14 protein-coding genes are annotated in these 17,246 nt (G+C 56.1%); 3 read left to right on the top strand and 11 right to left on the bottom strand.

What is annotated here, in order from left to right; translation table 11 throughout:
* Window positions 1-95 precede the first annotated feature (95 nt).
* The 5 genes from FY156_20485 to FY156_20465 form a co-directional block, all read right to left on the bottom strand.
* Window positions 96-1,091, bottom strand: coding sequence for a FecR family protein (locus FY156_20485; GenBank protein ID UXS03906.1), 996 nt, complete (start codon window positions 1,089-1,091; stop codon window positions 96-98).
* 98 nt (window positions 1,092-1,189) lie between these two features.
* On the bottom strand, window positions 1,190-1,696 hold the full coding sequence (locus tag FY156_20480; protein ID UXS05175.1) for a sigma-70 family RNA polymerase sigma factor: 507 nt from the start codon (window positions 1,694-1,696) through the stop codon (window positions 1,190-1,192).
* A 282-nt stretch (window positions 1,697-1,978) separates the two neighbouring features.
* Window positions 1,979-4,162: a TonB-dependent hemoglobin/transferrin/lactoferrin family receptor gene (locus tag FY156_20475; GenBank protein ID UXS03905.1), complete on the bottom strand. Its 2,184-nt coding sequence runs from the start codon at window positions 4,160-4,162 to the stop codon at window positions 1,979-1,981.
* Between the two features lie 454 nt (window positions 4,163-4,616).
* Entirely contained in the window at window positions 4,617-4,856 is a 240-nt protein-coding gene (locus FY156_20470) for a 4-oxalocrotonate tautomerase (protein ID UXS03904.1), read from the bottom strand.
* Window positions 4,857-4,986: 130 nt separating this feature from the next.
* Entirely contained in the window at window positions 4,987-6,039 is a 1,053-nt protein-coding gene (locus tag FY156_20465) for an ATP-dependent DNA ligase (protein UXS03903.1), read from the bottom strand.
* 439 nt (window positions 6,040-6,478) lie between these two features.
* On the opposite strand from FY156_20465, the gene FY156_20460 reads away from it, so the two are divergent.
* Entirely contained in the window at window positions 6,479-7,639 is a 1,161-nt protein-coding gene (locus FY156_20460) for an AAA family ATPase (protein ID UXS03902.1), read from the top strand.
* Between the two features lie 119 nt (window positions 7,640-7,758).
* Here the strand turns inward: FY156_20460 and FY156_20455 are convergent, their stop codons facing one another.
* Entirely contained in the window at window positions 7,759-9,786 is a 2,028-nt protein-coding gene (locus tag FY156_20455) for a hypothetical protein (GenBank protein ID UXS03901.1), read from the bottom strand.
* Window positions 9,787-10,064: 278 nt separating this feature from the next.
* Window positions 10,065-10,295: a hypothetical protein gene (locus FY156_20450; GenBank protein UXS03900.1), complete on the bottom strand. Its 231-nt coding sequence runs from the start codon at window positions 10,293-10,295 to the stop codon at window positions 10,065-10,067.
* 516 nt (window positions 10,296-10,811) lie between these two features.
* On the opposite strand from FY156_20450, the gene FY156_20445 reads away from it, so the two are divergent.
* Window positions 10,812-12,146, top strand: a complete 1,335-nt coding sequence (locus tag FY156_20445; GenBank protein UXS03899.1) for a pyrimidine utilization transport protein G — start codon at window positions 10,812-10,814, stop codon at window positions 12,144-12,146.
* Between the two features lie 246 nt (window positions 12,147-12,392).
* Window positions 12,393-12,935 carry a PAS domain-containing protein gene (locus FY156_20440; GenBank protein ID UXS03898.1) on the top strand — a complete coding sequence of 181 codons (543 nt, stop codon included), beginning with the start codon at window positions 12,393-12,395 and terminating at the stop codon, window positions 12,933-12,935.
* A gap of 157 nt (window positions 12,936-13,092) precedes the next feature.
* Here the strand turns inward: FY156_20440 and FY156_20435 are convergent, their stop codons facing one another.
* The 4 genes from FY156_20435 to FY156_20420 all read right to left on the bottom strand — a co-directional run bounded on the left by FY156_20435 (window position 13,093) and on the right by FY156_20420 (window position 17,246).
* Entirely contained in the window at window positions 13,093-13,593 is a 501-nt protein-coding gene (locus FY156_20435; GenBank protein UXS03897.1) for a cupin domain-containing protein, read from the bottom strand.
* Between the two features lie 107 nt (window positions 13,594-13,700).
* Window positions 13,701-14,612 (bottom strand): ABC transporter permease, encoded by a 912-nt coding sequence (locus FY156_20430; protein UXS03896.1) that lies wholly within the window; start codon window positions 14,610-14,612, stop codon window positions 13,701-13,703.
* A 13-nt stretch (window positions 14,613-14,625) separates the two neighbouring features.
* The gene (locus FY156_20425) at window positions 14,626-15,726 is read right to left on the bottom strand and encodes an ABC transporter permease (GenBank protein UXS03895.1); all 1,101 of its coding nucleotides are present in this window, start codon (window positions 15,724-15,726) and stop codon (window positions 14,626-14,628) included.
* Window positions 15,723-17,246 (bottom strand): ABC transporter ATP-binding protein, encoded by a 1,524-nt coding sequence (locus FY156_20420; protein UXS03894.1) that lies wholly within the window; start codon window positions 17,244-17,246, stop codon window positions 15,723-15,725. The genes FY156_20425 and FY156_20420 overlap by 4 nt, the downstream gene beginning before the upstream one ends.

Here is a 17,246-nt window from a genome sequence, read left to right as displayed (position 1 = left end):
GCTTGCCTGTGTTCAGGGGTAAAGACGATCAGGGTCGGAGCATTTTTCAGTGCAATGTGAAAAATTTTTTGAAAATGCGTTGGAACGCAAGCGGCCTAGAAAAGTGCAAGGACGCGCAGATAAGGCGAAACGCGGTGCACTTTGCCGCCAAAGGGGCTGACGAGCGCTTCAAGGGCCCGATCAGGGTCTGAAAGATCGTAGAGGCCGGTCACGCGCCGATCACCAAGCTCAAGGCTCGCAAGCTGGATCCAGGACTGGTGGTATCTCTGTAACTCGGCAATCACGGCAGATATCGGAACGTCCTGCACAAAGATCTTGCGGTCGCGCCAGGACGCTATGGCATCCACGTCAACAGTCGCACGCTTGAGGCGTCCGCTTGAGCGATCAAGCGTTACGGTGTCGCCGGCCGCCATTCTGAGGGTCTCCGTGCCATTGGCGTCGGACAGATTGACCGCTCCGTGCGCGAGCTGCACCGTCTCAGTTTCAGACGTGATATTGACGTCGAACGCTGTGCCAACAACCGTAACATCAAGTTCGTCGGTCTTGACTGTGAAAGGGCGACTGGCATCGGGGCGAACATCGAAAAAGGCCTGTCCTGAAAGAAGCCTGACCTGACGTCTTCCCGACGAAAAATCCACAGCCAGAGCACTCGCAGCCGAAAGCTCGACCGTCGATCCGTCTTCGAGCGTGATCTTTCGGACCTCTGCCGTCGCCGTCGTGTAATCGGCATTGCTTCGTGTCAGGATCTCGGGTGCCGTCACAACCGCAACAAGACAGGCGGCGAGCGCTGCGACTGCGATTGAAATGTTTCGTGCGCGCGCTGTTTTGCGCACGCGTCCGGTGTCGGGCGAGCGGCGGCGCTCAAAGGCAGGCGCGTTCTGCATGAGCGATGGGTGGGACGGTGCGGTGGCACCCATGACCTCCCAAGTCCTGATGGCCTTTGCCCAGGCCTGCCGGTTCTCAGCAGAGCCGCTCAGCCAGAGGGCGAAAGCTTTTTCGTCATCAGCGGTGCGTGCAAGTTCGTTGAGGCGCAGGAACCAATCCATCGCCTCTTCCAGCCGCTCTTCACTTGTCTGCTCTTCCCGCGTCACATCATACCTGCTTCGAATGTCGAGAGGTTTTAACCGAATTTTCCTGCTGACAGTAGAAACGATTAGCGCGGGGATATTTTTCGTTGAGAATGGGCAGTTCAGGCATTTTTTCTATCGAGCGCGATCGCAATTTTTACCATCGCTGTTTTGACGTGCCGGTGTGCCGTGGCAACAGACACACCGAGATGCTGGGCGACCACTTCCAAAGTCTGTCCGCCATGACGGTGCATTTCGACGGCAATCTGGATGTCTTCGGGCAGGGAGGCGAGCACGTCCTGGGCAATGCGCACTTCATCACAGAACATCGTCGTCTGCTCCGGCGTTTCGGATGGACGCGGAACGATCCAGAATGGTGGATCTTGCGATTGTGCACGCTGTTCGATCTTGCGGCGTTTGACAATGTCGAGGGAAAGATTACGAACGATCCGGTAGAGATAGGTCAATCCCTGACGCGCCGTTTCACCTGCAGAAACCTCGGGCGCGAAGCGCAGATAGGCTTCCTGAACCACATCTTCTGCGGCATCCCTCGATCCAAGTATCCGCGCAGAATAGCTTATCAGTGCGGCTCGATGCCCCCGGAACAATTTTTCAGCTTCGAGGCTCATGTCGAGGCGTTCCTGTTGCTCCGGCTGTCTATCGTGCACGCTGTCTTCCGAAAGCTTTCCGATTGAACTGCATTGATTTGGATAGGTATTTGCAAGGTCGGCTTATCTAACAGCAAAAACATGACTTAGAAAGTCATATTCAGCTTGCCTGCAGCAATTGTGAAGTCCTCTCCTGTTGTACTATTCGAAAAGCCTGGCGTCGGCGTCCGTCGATGCCAGGCTCTGCCAACGTGATTGTGACGCCGAGGCGGCGCTCTTGCCGCCTCGTTTCTGGGAGATGCCTTAAAACGTTTTGGTGATCGACAGTTTGAAATAACGGCCAGGCTCGGAATAATAAGACCGGTTTGTCGAGGTTACCGAAGTGACATCCTTGGTTTCCAGCGCGTCGTAATATTCCTTGTCGAAGAGATTGTAGACGCCGGCCTGAATGCGCAAGCCGTTCAGCTTTTCAGGTGCCCACCATCCGGTGAGATTAAAGATGCCGTAGCCGGGAGCCTTGAAGTTCGCCGTCGAGTTTTCCGAAACGCCCTTGACGCCGATCCAGTCGAGATTGGTGCCCCATGTTTCCTGCGAATATCCGACACCAATGATGGCTTTGAGCGGTGCTACCGAGGCGAGTTGTTCACCGGTTTCGAGATCCTCACCCTTGGCGTAAGCGATCGATGAATGAATCTCAAAACCATTGTCGAAAGCCTTGTGGCCACGTGCTTCGAGGCCGTAGATCCTCACCCGGTCGCGATTGTAATAGCGGTAGGTTCCAATCCTGTAGCCAGTTTCCGAAACCGTTTCTGTGTCGATGAAATTGCGGTATTTGTTGTAGAAACCGGTGATCCTGCCGCCGAGGCTCTCGTCGCCGAGATTTGCGCCAATCTCGAAGCCGTTGCCGAACTCCGATTCGAGATCTGCGTTACCGACCTGTCGGTAGAGAGGGGCATTATCATAGTTGCCATAAAGCTGGTCGGTCGTCGGAGCCTTGAAGCTCATCGCCCACTGCGCAAACAGGGTCACCTGTGGCTGGATTTCCCATTCTGCCCGCAGCTTTGGAGAGAACGCGGAATCACTGACGGTATCAGGTAATCCGTCATACCCGGAATTTGCCTCATACTGCGGCGAAGATTGCGGTTTGTAATTGAAGTAGTCGAAGCGAATGCCGGGCGTCAACGAAACGTTGCTGTTGCCGATCTCGATGCGGTCATCGATGAAAACACCGAACTTCGTGCCATCGACATCGGGCGTGTTGGCCTGATTGGTGTGGTAGTAGGCGCATGCGGACACGTAGGTCGTCGCGCAGCTATCGACGCCGTTGAGGTATTGTTCCGTCGAGAATACGGAAATATCGGTACCGAGCGTTACCTCGTGATTCAGCGCGCCGGTATCGAAGTTGCCGGTGATTGCGCCGACGAACCCGACAGAATTGTTGGTCGTTTCACTGATGCGGCTGTAATCACCAAGCGGTGCTGTCGTGCTGCGGTAGGCGTTGTAGCCTTCGAGGCGTTCCAGTTTCTGATAATAAAGTGACGCCCATGCGCTTTGGACAAGGGCGTCTTCAGCAATGGCGTCATATTTGTAGTCAAGCGAGATACGGTTGCGCCTCGTCTCGGCCAGCGTGTCATATCTCGTGTAGTTGCTGGTATAGGAGCTCTTGGCATCAGTGTCCTTGTCGGTGGTGAAGCGCTCCGCCGTTATGCCGATCTGGTGCCCGCCTTCGAGTTCGTGGCGCAGTTTGAAGAGAAGATTGGTGTTGTGGTAGTCCGCCGGATCGGCGACCGTGCGCGCGCTACCCGTGACATCGTTTGAGCCGTTGGTTTCCTTCTCGTGGCCTTTCTTGTAGCTGCCCTGGAAAAGAACTGACGTGTTGCCGATCTTGCGGGCGACGCCGAGCGAGCCGATGATCGAGTTGTCGGAGCCGTCATAAATCGTTTTGGCGAAGCCTCCCCAGTCTTTCCCGGGCTCGATCAGGTCTTCGGGCTCCAGTGTGCGCAGCAGGACTGCGCCGCCCATTGCCCCCGAACCGGCACGGCTGGAATCAGAGCCACGCAGGATGGAGACGGAGGCGAGGGAGGTGAAGTCATAGCTGTCCGCCGCTCCTCCATAGGCACTCCACACGAAGTCTGAGAGATATGGAATGGCGATGCCATCGATCGTGGTAAGGACGCGATCGTCTTCCAGTCCTCTGATGTTGACGCTCTTGGATGCAGACACAAGGCTGACGCCCGGTTCTGTTGTATCGCCCAGGTTATCGAGGTTCTGGATATCTTTTTTCGCGATGGTCGCTTTGTCCGTCTCTGTCGCAAGAGGTGTGTCGGCGACGGTGCCTTTCACCCGCTTGCCTTTTACCACGATCTTTTCGAGCGTGGTCGCATTGTCTGGGGTTGCCGGCTCCTGCGCAGCCGCTGTTCCAACGACAGCAAGCAGTGCAATTGCAGTGCACGCCTGCAAACGGGAGCGGTATTTGGGAATGACCATTTTATTCCTTTCGAGCGTCTGGGCCTGAAATTTTTCAGAGGCTTCATTTGCGACGCCGGCACATTCCGGGAATGCGGAGACGGTCGAGAATGCTCGCCTGCCGCACACCTAATAAAATCTGAGTAATTCACTCAAGATAGATTTTTCACGAGAAAAATTAGGAAATATTTCTCTGATCAACCTGTTGCGATGCAGCAACAGCCTGCCCATCAGGATCGATATTGGCCCATTTCATGAAGCATCGTTTCGAGAATGCTCGGTCTACAAAGGGACAAAGAAAAAGCCGCGATGTGTGATCGCGGCGTTTTTTGGTATCCGGATTTGGCATGTGGGAGTCAGGCTCGCCTCACCTTCGCGCGGAAATTCAGCCGTTCCCAACGAGCGCGCAGTATGATCAGCGGATTTTGTCAGGAGGCCCAATAAGGCTGGAGAGGATTGCGGTTCTCCGACGACCTCAGGACTTTGCCAATGTCCCGTATCCGGGGCGCTTATATAGGGCGTCTTCGTTCGCGGCGATCTCTGGTGAGTAGACGTCGGCGTCCCAGTCTGCCGGCTGAACTTCAGTGATGGCAATCGACAGGGACGCATCACTTGAGCCGAACACCGTCTTGGCGGCTTCAACCACCTTTGCAGCGAACTCCTGTTTCTGTTCCTCTGTCCGGCCAGGAAACATTTTTACGGCGATATGCGGCATTTTGATTCCAATCGTCTGGTGCTTGGTGACTGAGTGATTGAATACGCAAGAACGGGGTCATCGACAATCGACGTCAACGTAGACCTGGACCCGCAGTGATAAGATGGCAAGTGGCGTGCTCCGGCGGTCTTCAGCCGATGTGGAAGACCTCGGCATTGTCCTGGTGTTCCCGCAACCCCTTGTAGGATGCATGGCGAAGTTTTCTGTCTTCAGTCCAGGCCCGGAACTCGATCTCGGCGATCAGCGTCGGCTCGACCCAGATGATGTCGGCCTCTTCGGACAAGGCCACAGGCGGCTGCTTGCCTTTCCAGCGCAGGATATCGAGCATCTTGCGCAGTTTGACGGCCTGCGCCTGGTTGAAGCCTGTTCCGACGCTGCCGACGTAAACGAGTTCATCGTCACGGTAGGCCGCAAGTGCCAGCGACGCAAAGCCGGCAGGGGAGGCTGCTGAAGCCTGATAGCCGATGATGAAAAATGCTTCGCTCTCGATACACTTGAGCTTTATCCAGTCACCGGTCCGGCCAGAGCGATAGGGCTGATCATTACGCTTGCCGACAATGCCTTCAAGCCCGAAGCGACCGGCATGTTCGAGCAGTGCGACAGGATCGGCGTCGATGGTTTCTGAAAGGCGGATGGCACCATCGTGACCTTTCAAAGCTTCTTCCAGCAGGTGCCTGCGCGAGCGATATTCCATGTTTCGCAGGTCATGGCCGTCGAGATAGAGGAGATCGAACACGTAAAGAGTGGCGTTGGAAGCGCGGTTACCGGGCCGTTTGCCCGAGGCGCCAAGCGACTGCTGCAACATGCCGAAGTCTGAGCGCCCGTCATCGTCCAGGAGAACCGCCTCGCCATCAATGATCATCGATGCCGGTCCAAGCGCCTTTGCCGCTTCTTGAATGGCTGGAAAACGGTGCGTCCAGTCATGGCCATTGCGTGTCAGGATGCGTACGTGCTGCGCATCAATATGGACCATCAGGCGATAACCATCCCATTTCACTTCCCACGACCATTCTGATCCTTTGGGAGGGCGATCTTTCAACTGCGCAAGCGCCGGCTCAACGCGATCAGGCATTGGTTCGAAAGGAAACTGGGGTTGGGCTGGATTGCGCTTCTTGCGCGGCCGTGAACGGACCGAGGCGTCGGTATCACGAAGGAGCGGTTTGGATCTCGGAGACTTCGTCATGCGGTGATTTCAACAGACAAATCTTAAGAACAATGTGACGCTTCGCAATTTATCCTTTTTTTCAGCCATGCACATCAAAGAACCAGCTTGGGTGCTAGGTTTTCCTTTTAGGGAGACTATCGCAGGTGCCGCGCGGGAACCTCAATCCACCCTTGTTCAGCTTCCGTTTTTTGCTTCGGAACCAAATGTGTGGATCTGCGTTCATTTTGCAGCCAAGCAATTCCCCCGTCCCCCTCAGATGCTTGGCTGAGAAAGAGGCACGGCTTTGTAAACGCCGTGCCTCTTTACGTTTTGGCCAATTTCATTCGCGTGGCGGCTGTGGGAGGGAGTGAATCATCCATGCTAAGTCTGTATCAGTCCAACTGGCGCTCGAAGTCCCGCCGTTGCCTCGGCAGACATCTCTTGCCTTCGCAACGCGAACCATGAGAGGTTCGCGCCCATGATTTTGACCATTGCCATTGCGGGTTATCGTTCGCTTCGCAATCTCATCTTGCCGCTCGAAAAGCTGACCGTCGTGACGGGTGCCAATGGTTCGGGCAAGTCGAGTTTCTATCGTGCACTGAAATTGCTTGCCGATGTTGCACAGGGCAGGGCGATTGCGTCGCTTGCTGCAGAAGGCGGGCTGCAATCAACGCTCTGGGCCGGGCCGGAGGTATTTTCCCGCGGCATGAAGGATGGCAGCGTGCCCCTGCAGGGAACGGTCCGGAAAAATCCCGTCGCCCTGAAACTCGGGTTTGCTTCTGACGACTACGGTTATGCGATCGATCTTGGGTTGCCGGTGCCGCCACCGCCGCCGAGCTATTTTTCACTCGATCCCGCCATTAAGGCCGAGGCGGTCTGGGCAGGGGAGGTTTTAAGCCGTCGGAATGTTTTCGCCGAACGTACAGGGCCGGTTGTTTCTGTGCTTTCAACGAGTGGCAAGCGCCAAGTGCTGTTGCACGATCTCTCTTCATTCGAAAGCATGATGACACAGTCGGCAGACCCGAAGAACCTTCCTGAGCTGCTTTACCTGCGTGCCAGGATGAGTGGCTGGCGTTTTTATGACCATTTTCGCACCGATCCGCATGCGCCCGTCCGGCAAATGCAGGTTGGAACCAGAACCCCTGTTCTGTCATCCGATGGAGCCGATCTGGCTGCAGCGGTTGCCACCATCCTGGAGATCGGGGATGCGCAAGGCTTCCATGCCGCGATTGAAGACGCATTTCCCGGTAGCTTGATCGAGATCAAAGAAGAGCGCGGGCGCTTCGAGCTCATGATGGGGCAGCGAGGTTTGTTGCGGCCATTGTCGACTGCCGAACTGTCAGACGGCACTTTGAGATATCTCTTGCTCGTTGCTGCACTCATGACACCGCGCCCGCCGACATTGATGGTGCTGAACGAGCCTGAAACCAGCCTGCATCCAAGCCTGCTAGCGCCGCTTGCCCGCCTGATTATGCTCGCGTGTCAGCGATCGCAGATCGTTGTCGTATCCCACGCTGACGAACTGGTATCGCAACTCGGTGATGAGGGAAGCGCCTCGATGATAAGGCTGACCAAGGTGCTTGGTGAAACGGTGGCAGTGGATGTCGAGGCGCCGGCCTGGGCATGGCCGGCGCGCTGAGGACCTGTCCATGTCACGCCCGTAATTGTGGTCCGGAAAAAACGATCCTTCGGCGCGAGCACCAAATCTCAACGTGGGCCGGCTGCGATTGACCGGCCCGACATTTTGAAAGAGACGATTTAGTTGGCTGTCGCCTCGATCTCGACCTTGTCGAGAAGGACCATGGGATCCTGAGATGCTGCAACAAGGTCAAACACGCCAAGGCCATTGGGGCCCTTCGCGCGGGCTGTCATGTTCAGGGTTCCAGGGGTGCCTATGAAGCGCAGAACGGCCTCGGTAACACCCTGCAGGTTTGGTCGCTCGCTTGCAGCTTGCTGCAATCCTATCGTGGCGACCATCGTCAGGGCTCCCCGCGCCTGTTCTTCCGTCATGCCATTTTCTGCAGCAAAGAGCTTGATACCCTTGGCAATCAGCCCTTCATCCTTGACAGTCAACTTTGCCTCGCGACCGGCGAGACCGAAAAGAGCTGCCTGAATGCGGTTGGTATCAAGCGAGAAAAACTCCTCGGTAAAACCGCTGACCAGCCCGGAAAAATTGACGCTGCCGATATCCTTGCCATCAAGAGATATTTCCCGGATCACCAGGTTTTTGTTCGCTTCGTCCCAGCTTGCGGAGAGCGCGTAGGAAAGGGTCAGCGTTTCCAGGCCGAGTTTACGTAACTGAACAAATGCCTCATCCGTGGTGTCCTCGGGGATTGGAAGACTGAGATCTTCCTGCTTGATAACAATATCGCTCGGAATACCATTATGAGGTTTGGTCAGTGCCATCTCATAGTTCTTGAGCGTAAATCTAATGCGCTCGGGTGCAGCGACAGACGTTTCCTCTTGTTCCGCTGAGCTATCCTGCTGAGGATTGGCGACATCCGCATTAATGCCTGAAACGCGAATGGTGCCTAACTCCGGGATCAGTTCGTTGAACGGAAAATTCTGAATTTCCTGGGCGTTGAGGCCCGCAAGCTTGTAAAGACCCTCAAGCGTCGAGCTCCAGTTGAAACCGTTGAGGCTTGCCTCAGCAATCTCGATCGTGTCGTCGCCCGAGCCCACGGACATGCCGTTCATGGCCATGTTGAGCTTGCGGCTGTCCAGCTGGAAAGATATGTTGTCAATCGACAGTTTTATCCGTTTCCCGGCTTCTTCACTCGCACTTTCAGGTGCATCTGCCTTGAAACCCAGAAACTCGATGTCGTTTTGGCCAATCATGTCGAAAAGCGACATGACTCTTGAGAAAAATTCCTGCCGTTCCTGCGGCGATAGCTCTTCGGGCTTTGTCGTTTTCGTGAGGGACTGCAGCGTGTCCAGAAGAGGTTCGGACCGCATGCGCAGGCTCAAACCCTTGCTGCGCATTTCGTCATAGCTGAATTTGCTGTTTCCGTCGGATACGACGATAGCCTTGACGGAGAGCGGTCCGTAGAGGAGCTTTGGTTCCTTGTCGTCGGCACCAGCTTTTTCGGTATATAGCCTCGTCATGAAGCCTGCGTCAAAATCCTGGCCGGATACAGCGCCTGTCGTGACAGCCAAATTTGTTTTGCCCGTCGTGTCACTTTCCGGGATCGTCATGACGATATCAAAGTTGGCGTTGTCCGCAGAATATTGCGCAATCTTCCCTTTGACGATGTCCGCGAGAACTACGTTTTTGTAGACGGTCTTTTGGCTGGTATTCGCAACAGACTGAGTGACGGTGACTTCGGGGATAGAAACCCGCTTTGCCGTGAAGCTCTCCATGCGCTCTGCTGCCGAAAGAGCAACGTCGTGTTCATTGGCCCCGTTGAGAAGAGCGTTATCGACGTTTAATTCCTCAATGCGCACATTGGGCATGGAGACATTGCTGGTGGGCATGGAGATGTCCACACCGTTCAATTCCAGCTCGCTTTTCAAAAATAGCAGCTTCTGCCGGCCGTCAACTGCTGCAATGCGGATACTGGTGCCGTCGGCAAGAGGGAGCGTCAGATTGCGCAGATGAACTCTCCCAAGGAAATCAACCGTGACGGCATCGGCCTTGCCCCCATTGAGGGCAACGAATTCGCTGACCTTGCCTTCGTAGATGGTCTTTGCTCCGACAACGCCCGCAGTAGCGATCGCGACGACTGCGACGGCTGCCCATAGTGCCTTGCGCCGGCGCTTGCCGGCCTGGTTGTTTACCTGTTCCACGCAACTGCCCTTTTTCGACGTGAATTGAGACTGTGCGTCTTTTAGGCACGCCAAGGTTGCTTCGCAAGTCTTGGGCCGACGAAATATGGACTACCTCATTGGTGGCCAAGCGATTGTTTTTGAAGACGTTACGGTGTCGGGACTTAAGGTGGAGGAAACCCTGCCAGCGTCCGGTGGCGAACTGGAACGACAGCTCTCCGGGCATGAGATCATGGCGCCAGAAGTCCGGGCGAGGGGTGCTGCGGTCTTGCGTCAAAGCACAAAACCGCAGAGTGCCGTCAGGCCGAGAACTTCACGGTCACGCCGCGCTGACGGAAATACGCCTGCATCAGCTTGCGTCCAGAGCGATTGTTATGGGCGAGCCTTGCCGGGTCGAAGATGGCTTCCTTGGCGCCTTCGCGTGCCAGTGCCACCTTGAGGGCCGCAATATGTTCATCGATGCCGGCATTGTCCGATTGGATCGATGCGTAAATTTTCTCAACTGTTTCGGCGACGGTTGGTTCGCTCACGGTGGTATCCTCTCTTTGTTCAAACTGGCCGGATATCACAAATTTTCCCATTGGTATGCCTGCATTTGATCCGCCTGCTTTAAGGTATAACCGGGATGCTTTTTATAACTCATCCCGGGTGGTGTTCGTGGGTTATAGCAAAAGTGTCTATAACTCATCGGCGGGAACGGACCGCGCGTCGATTGGCCGGACGTAAGTCAAGACGACGTGAGCTTGGGGCCGGGCACAGCGACAGAGCTGTTGGCTATCAGATGCAATGTCGCGTGTTTTCTTTAAGCTCCAAGCAATCTCGACCTCCCCCAGACAACGCCGTTGTGGGTAAGCACCGGCTTCCCAATGACATTGCCGCTCGATTGGCGTATCGGAGGCTTTGGCAAATACTTTCGTACGATTCACGCCTCAAAGCTTGCGCTGAGGGGTTGGTGACCTGCGCTTCGGTATGGCCAATCATCTTATCTTCCGATCCGGACATGATCATAAGAAGCTTCGGGCGGACAAACATCAGGGGGTAGACACATGAGCGATACGGGCGGGTATTTTCCGCGGTGGCGACTGAAAACGGAAGGGCGCATCCTGCCTGATGAGCGTTTGCCGGCCGGACAGACCATTGTGCTGGGTTTGCAGCATGTCGTCGCGATGTTTGGCTCGACCGTTCTGGCGCCGATCCTGATGGGCTTTGACCCGAATGTATCGATCCTGTTTTCCGGCATCGCCACGCTGATCTTCTTCGTTGCTGTCGGCGGCCGTGTACCGAGCTATCTCGGTTCGTCTTTCGGCTTTATCGGTCCCGTTCTCGTGGCGACGGGCGCTGCGGTTGGCGTTGCCAATCCCAACATCGGAGTTGCGCTTGGAGGGATCATTGCGGCCGGGGCGCTCTACGCGCTGATCGGTGTGATCGTCATGGTTGCCGGTCATCGCTGGATCGAACGGCTGATGCCGCCGGTGCTGACAGGCGCGATTGTCGCCGCCATCGGTCTGGTGCTTGCGCCGATCGCCATTTCGAGCGCATCGGGCGTGGGGCCGGCGACGCCTGATGGCAATCAGTTCTCGCGCTGGATCGCCATCATCACATTCGCAGCCGTGGGTCTCGTCGCCGTCTATGCGCCGGGCATGACACGTCGCTTGCCGATCCTGATTGGCGGCGCGATCGGTTACATTGCCTACCTCGTGTTTGCAAACGGCATGGGATATGGCGCAGCGGTTGATTTTTCAGGTGTTGCGGCGGCCTCATGGTTCGGCATGCCGACATTCACCGCGCCAGTGTTCACCGCTTCGGCGATCACACTGATCGCTCCTGTTGTTATCATTCTCGTGGCGGAAAACCTCGGTCATATCAAGGCGATTGGCGCGATGACAGGTCGCAATCTTGATCCCTATCTCGGTCGGGCCTTTATTGGTGATGGTGTCGCGACCATGGTGTCGGGCGCATTCGGTGCAACCGGCATGACGACCTATGCGGAGAACATGGGGGTGATGGCCGTCACCCGCATTTTCTCGACGCTTGTCTTCCTCGTTGCTGCGGCTGTAGCCATCCTGCTTGGTTTTTCACCGAAGTTCGGCGCGCTGATCCAGACCATTCCGGGCCCTGTCCTCGGTGGTCTTTCCATCGTTGTTTTCGGCCTTATCGCCGCAACGGCTGGCCGTATCTGGGTGGAAAACAAGGTTGATTTTGCAGAGCCTCGCAACCTCATCACCGTTGGCGTTGCACTGGTCCTTGGTGCGGGCAATTTCAAGCTCGATATTGCAGGCTTTACGCTTGATGGCATTGGTACGGCAACGATCGGCGCGATCGTTCTTTACCATGCGCTTGGATTTGCCGGTTCGCGCGACGGCAACGACCGTATTGCCTGATTGAGCAAAGCGCACTCCCTGTTGAGATAACGGGGAGTACGTTTCTGACATCGGCCCTGGAAAGCCTTGCGACCTTTCCGGATCCACTGGTCGTAGATCATTGCCGTTTCGAGCTGGAAACGGCGATGATCATGGCGCATTGCGCTTTTTCAACTTTCCGTCAATCGCCCACATTACAAATCAGCTGTTGATTGCTACGATATTTGGATAACTCAAACATAAACATTGATGCGCTTGGGGGACGACATGCGAAATCATTTGGTTCGTGCAGAGTTGCTGAGGGTGCCGAGGACTGTTCTGGAGGAAGCGGCGGTCTTTAGCTGGATTGTGCAGGAAAACCGTTTTTGCGGTGACGAGAACTTTGCGAAGATATTCGGTATGGACAAGGCAAAGGTGGCTGCCGGACTACCGATCGAGGAGTTCCTCGATCGCGTCAATCCCGCTGAACGACCCCGTGTTGCCAAATCAGTCCACCACTCGCTGGTGACAAGTGAACCATGTACTCAAGACTATGAGATATGGCGAAAGGACGGGTCGAGGGTTGAGGTTTCTGCCGTGGCGCGGTGTTTCCGTGACGAAACGGGAGAACCGGTTGAATATATCGGGTGTATGTACCCGCACCGGGACAGTTTCTCAGACTACGAAACTCTGAAACTTCAATGCCTGGATCTTATCGACCTCTCTCAGTCTCTTGGCGATCACCTTTTAAAGAAGGACGCGCTCAGACTGGCACTTGCGGCTGTTGAAGAGGTATTCCCAGAAGATTCGGATCGAAAGATTTTGCATTGAAAACAAGAACCATTGGGCTCTGAGTTTTGATATGGAGCCGGATAGTGCGCGATGAAAACGGCCAGGGTCCCGGGAGTTCGCTTCCAAAAGTGCAGGGATCAATCGGGACGCGTTTCGCCGTTCGAGTATTCGCTGCCGCGTAGTCAGTTCGCCTGCTTCAGTCGTGCGGATGTTTGTGAATGGGATCGATCCAGTAGACGGTTTCCGGCTTTTCAACCGGCTCGATGTCCGTGATGTTTACGACGACGGCTTCATTGTCAGACCGTACCAGAACGCATTCCAGAACATTCTCCGGATCGGCGTTGATTTCCTGATGTGGCACAAAGGGCGGTACAAAGATGAAATCCCCGGGGCCCGCTTCTGCGGTGAATTCGAGCTTCTCGCCCCAGCGCATCCTTGCCTTGCCGCGCACAACGAAGATGACGCTCTCCAACGCGCCGTGGTGATGAACACCTGTCTTTGCGTTAGGTTCAATGGCAACCGTGCCCGCCCATATCTTTTGCGCGCCAACCCGGGCATGGTTGATGGCGGCCTGACGAAACATGCCCGGTGTCTGGGCCGTGTTCGGGTCCAGCCGATCGCCTTTGATGACCTGAACTCCATCATGCTTCCAGCGCGGTTCATCGTGGTGGTGGTCATGATCATGGTGATCGGTCATCGTCGTTGCTCCTCCGCATCAATGGTTCAAGAGACTGTCACGAAAATGCCCGTGCTCATATGCCTTTCGAACGATACCATGAAGTTCCAATATCTCGGCTGTTTCATTCATCGATCAAACGGTTCTCCGAGCGATGCAACCCCGTTCAGTTTGAGAAGGCGCCGGTCTGCCGAGATGATGCCGAGCACGATAATTGTGACGAGATAGGGCAGGCTGGAGAGCAGTTGTGAAGGCAGATGCACACCGGTCGCCTGTGCCGCCAGTCCTGTCAACGAGACAGCGCCGAAGAGGCATGCGCCGAGGAAGACGCGCCCGGTCAGCCACGTGCCGAACACGACAAGTGCAATCGCGATCCAGCCGCGGCCGGCAATCATTCCGTCGGCCCAGAGCGGGGTGTAGACGACCGCAGCGTAGGCACCGGCAAAACCTGCCATCAGCCCCCCGAAGACGATTGCAGCAAGACGCACGGAGATGACGGAGTAACCGATTGCATGTGCGGCTTTGGGATTTTCGCCGACTGCACGGATCACCAGTCCGGCTTTCGTTTTTGAAAGCACAAACCAGACGCCCAAGGTCGCCAGCAATGCTGCCCAAACGGCAATGTCCTGGACAAAAAGTCCACCGATGACAGGAAGGTCCGAAAGCCCCGGGAACGCAAGCTTGGGCAGGCCCCTGACGGTCAGGCTTTCGTAGCTTTTGCCAAACAGGGCTGAAAGACCCTGACCGAGAATGCCGATAGCAAGGCCCGTCGCTACCTGATTGGCCCGGATGCCAAGTACGACAAAGGCAAAGATGAGCGACAGGAGGGCTGCACCCAGTCCCCCGGCTATAAAACCAAGCAGATGCCCGCCACCATGATAGACGACCATGAAGGCGATTACGGCGCCGAGTGCCATCAAACCCTCGACCCCTAGATTGAGAACACCGGCCCGTTCGACGACGAGTTCTCCAAGTGCAGCGAGGAGAAACGGTGTTGCCGCCGCCAGCATGCCGGCCACGATGAATTCGATACCGTTCATAATGGTCTCCAGGTCATGAGGTTCTCGGGCGCGTCGGGTGAGGCCATTCCAGCCGGTAGCGAACAAAGGCAACGGCGATCAGATAGGCAAGCAGCAACGACCCTTGAAAGACGCGGACGGCCGCGACGGGCAGATCTGCTGAAACCATGGCGTTGTCGCCGCCGATATAAAGGGCTGCCATGAAGAGCGAGGAGAAGATGATGCCGATTGGATGGAGGCCACCGAGATAGGCGACAATAATCGCTGCGTAACCGTACCCGGTTGCGATCGAGCGCTGGAGCTGGCCAATCGGACCTGCGACTTCTGCCGCACCTGCAAGGCCTGCCGCAAACCCGCCAATCAGTAGTGACAGCCAGATTGCGCGCTTTTCGGAAAAGCCGGCGTATCCTGCCGCCCGTGGGGCAAGTCCCCCAACCTGCAGCTTGAACCCCATGAAACTCTTTTGCATGAAGATCCAGGCGGCAAGCGAGAGCGCCAGTGCAATGATCAAGGAGACGTTGACACGCGTTCCCTCGATCAGAGTTGGAACCATGGCGTCGTACTGGAACATCACCGACTGCGGAAAATTGAAGCCGTTCGGGTCTTTCCACGGCCCAAGCAGCAAATAATAGAGCAATTGTGCTGCGACGAGGCTCAGCATCAGCGACACCAGAATCTCGTTTGCATTCAGCCTCGCGCGCCAGAATGCCGTGATCGAGGCCCAAAGCGCGCCGCCGATTGCGCCGCAAAGAAGCATCGTCGGCCAGATCCAGGCGCCTTCCGCATCCGGATACCAGATCGGGATTGCGGACGCGAAGATTGCGCCGAGGATGAACTGTCCCTCAGCACCGATATTAAAGACCTTGGCGCGAAAGCCGATGGCGAGCCCCTGCGCGATGAACAGAAGCGGTCCCATTTTCAAGAGAACTTCAGAGAACGAGGACCACGAAATAAAGGGTTCCAGCAACATGGCGTGCATGACGGCAACGGGGTCTCGCCCCATCGTTACGTAAAGCCCGATGTTCAGCACGATCGCGGTTGCAAGTGCAATGACTGGAGAAAGGACGGTCGCCGTGAGGGAAGCACGCTCGCGACGAACGAAAGAGGGGAGAAACTGGAAAGCCGATTTGCTCATGAGGCGATTTTTTCGGAGGGAGTTTGCGCGCCGATCATGTAACGACCGATTTCCTCGGGTTTGGTCTCGCTGGTGACGAGCGGTGGACTGAGGGTTCCGTGATTGAGAACCTGGATCTTGTCGGACAGTTCGAAGAGTTCTTCCAGTTCTTCTGAAATCACCAGGATTGCCATGCCTTCGTTGCGAAGACGGACGAGCTTCTGTCGAATGGCGGATGTGGCACCAATATCGACACCCCAGGTAGGCTGGGCGACGAAAAGCACTTTTGGTGCCAGCATGATTTCGCGGCCGACGATGAATTTCTGAAGGTTGCCTCCAGACAATGCACCGGCTTCAGCCCCCGGTCCGGAAGTTCTGACGTCGTAGTCGCGAATGCAGGTCTCCGCAAACGCCTTGGCGTTCTGTCTGACAACGAGCCCGCTACGAAGCAGTTTCAGTGGATGAGCCGTCAGAAGGCCGTTTGAGGTCAGGGACATTTCCGGGACTGCTCCGCGGCCGAGGCGGTCTTCCGGGACAAATGCAAAGCCAAGTTTTCGGCGAGCAGCGGCGCCAAGCTGGCCGACATCACGACCCATCATGAAGATCCGGTCGTGATCATGCCTGCCAAGCCGTGTCTCGCCGGAGATCAGGGCTGCAAGTTCGCTTTGACCATTTCCGGAAATCCCGGCAATGCCGAGAATTTCTCCTGCGCGAAGGCTAAGGCTTATTTTCGAAAGCTGGACGGCGAAGGGATCATCGGGAGTGTAATCGAGCCCGATCAACTCCAGGCGTGTCTCGCCAACCGAGTTGGGCGCGGCAGGCGTCGGTTCCGGCATGTCGCGCCCGATCATCATGCGGGCTAACTCATGGGCGTCGTGCTGGCGCGGATCGACATTGCCGGTGACCTCGCCAGCGCGCAGGATTGTCGCCCGGTCGCAAAGCGAGCGGATTTCTTCAAGTTTGTGGGAGATAAAGAGGATTGAAACGCCACGGTCGCGCAGGCGTCGAAGTGTTTTGAAGAGTTTTTCAACTGCCTGTGGCGGCAGTACCGAGGTTGGCTCATCAAGGATCAGGAGCTTCGGGTCGGTCATCAGGCAGCGAATGATTTCGACGCGTTGCCGCTCTCCAACCGACAGCGCGTGCACATGCGCCAGAGGATCGACCTCCAGTCCGAAATCGCGGCCGAGTTCGCGCATACGCGCGGCAAGGTCTGCTTTTTTTCCGGACATGACAAGCTGGATGTTTTCCACCACCGTCAGCGTTTCAAACAGCGAAAAATGCTGGAAAACCATGCCGATTCCACGGCGTCTTGCTTCAGCCGGCGAGGCAATCGTGATTGCCTCGCCGTTCCATGAAAGGCTCCCGTCGTCCGGCTGCTCAACGCCATAGATCAGTTTCATCAAAGTCGATTTGCCAGCCCCGTTTTCACCGAGGATTGCGTGGATCGACTGGGGAGCGACATCGAGATCGATCGCCTTGTTGGCACTGATCTGTCCGTAGCTCTTCGAGACGCTGCGAAGCGACAGGAGTGGTGTTGTCAT

Origin of the sequence: Agrobacterium tumefaciens, from assembly GCA_025559845.1 — a bacterium.
Classification (GTDB): domain Bacteria; phylum Pseudomonadota; class Alphaproteobacteria; order Rhizobiales; family Rhizobiaceae; genus Agrobacterium.
This window is presented reverse-complemented; position numbering and strand designations above follow the sequence as displayed.

Excerpts from the sequence above, each read along its gene's own strand:
- FY156_20480 (UXS05175.1), bottom strand. The coding sequence starts at position 1,696 with ATGAGCCTCGAAGCTGAAAAATTGTTCCGGGGGCATCGAGCCGCACTG.
- FY156_20475 (UXS03905.1), bottom strand. The coding sequence starts at position 4,162 with ATGGTCATTCCCAAATACCGCTCCCGTTTGCAGGCGTGCACTGCAATT.
- FY156_20470 (UXS03904.1), bottom strand. The coding sequence starts at position 4,856 with ATGCCGCATATCGCCGTAAAAATGTTTCCTGGCCGGACAGAGGAACAG.
- FY156_20465 (UXS03903.1), bottom strand. The coding sequence starts at position 6,039 with ATGACGAAGTCTCCGAGATCCAAACCGCTCCTTCGTGATACCGACGCC.
- FY156_20460 (UXS03902.1), top strand. The coding sequence starts at position 6,479 with ATGATTTTGACCATTGCCATTGCGGGTTATCGTTCGCTTCGCAATCTC.
- FY156_20445 (UXS03899.1), top strand. The coding sequence starts at position 10,812 with ATGAGCGATACGGGCGGGTATTTTCCGCGGTGGCGACTGAAAACGGAA.
- FY156_20440 (UXS03898.1), top strand. The coding sequence starts at position 12,393 with ATGCGAAATCATTTGGTTCGTGCAGAGTTGCTGAGGGTGCCGAGGACT.
- FY156_20435 (UXS03897.1), bottom strand. The coding sequence starts at position 13,593 with ATGACCGATCACCATGATCATGACCACCACCACGATGAACCGCGCTGG.
- FY156_20430 (UXS03896.1), bottom strand. The coding sequence starts at position 14,612 with ATGAACGGTATCGAATTCATCGTGGCCGGCATGCTGGCGGCGGCAACA.
- FY156_20425 (UXS03895.1), bottom strand. The coding sequence starts at position 15,726 with ATGAGCAAATCGGCTTTCCAGTTTCTCCCCTCTTTCGTTCGTCGCGAG.
- FY156_20420 (UXS03894.1), bottom strand. The coding sequence starts at position 17,246 with ATGACAACACCACTCCTGTCGCTTCGCAGCGTCTCGAAGAGCTACGGA.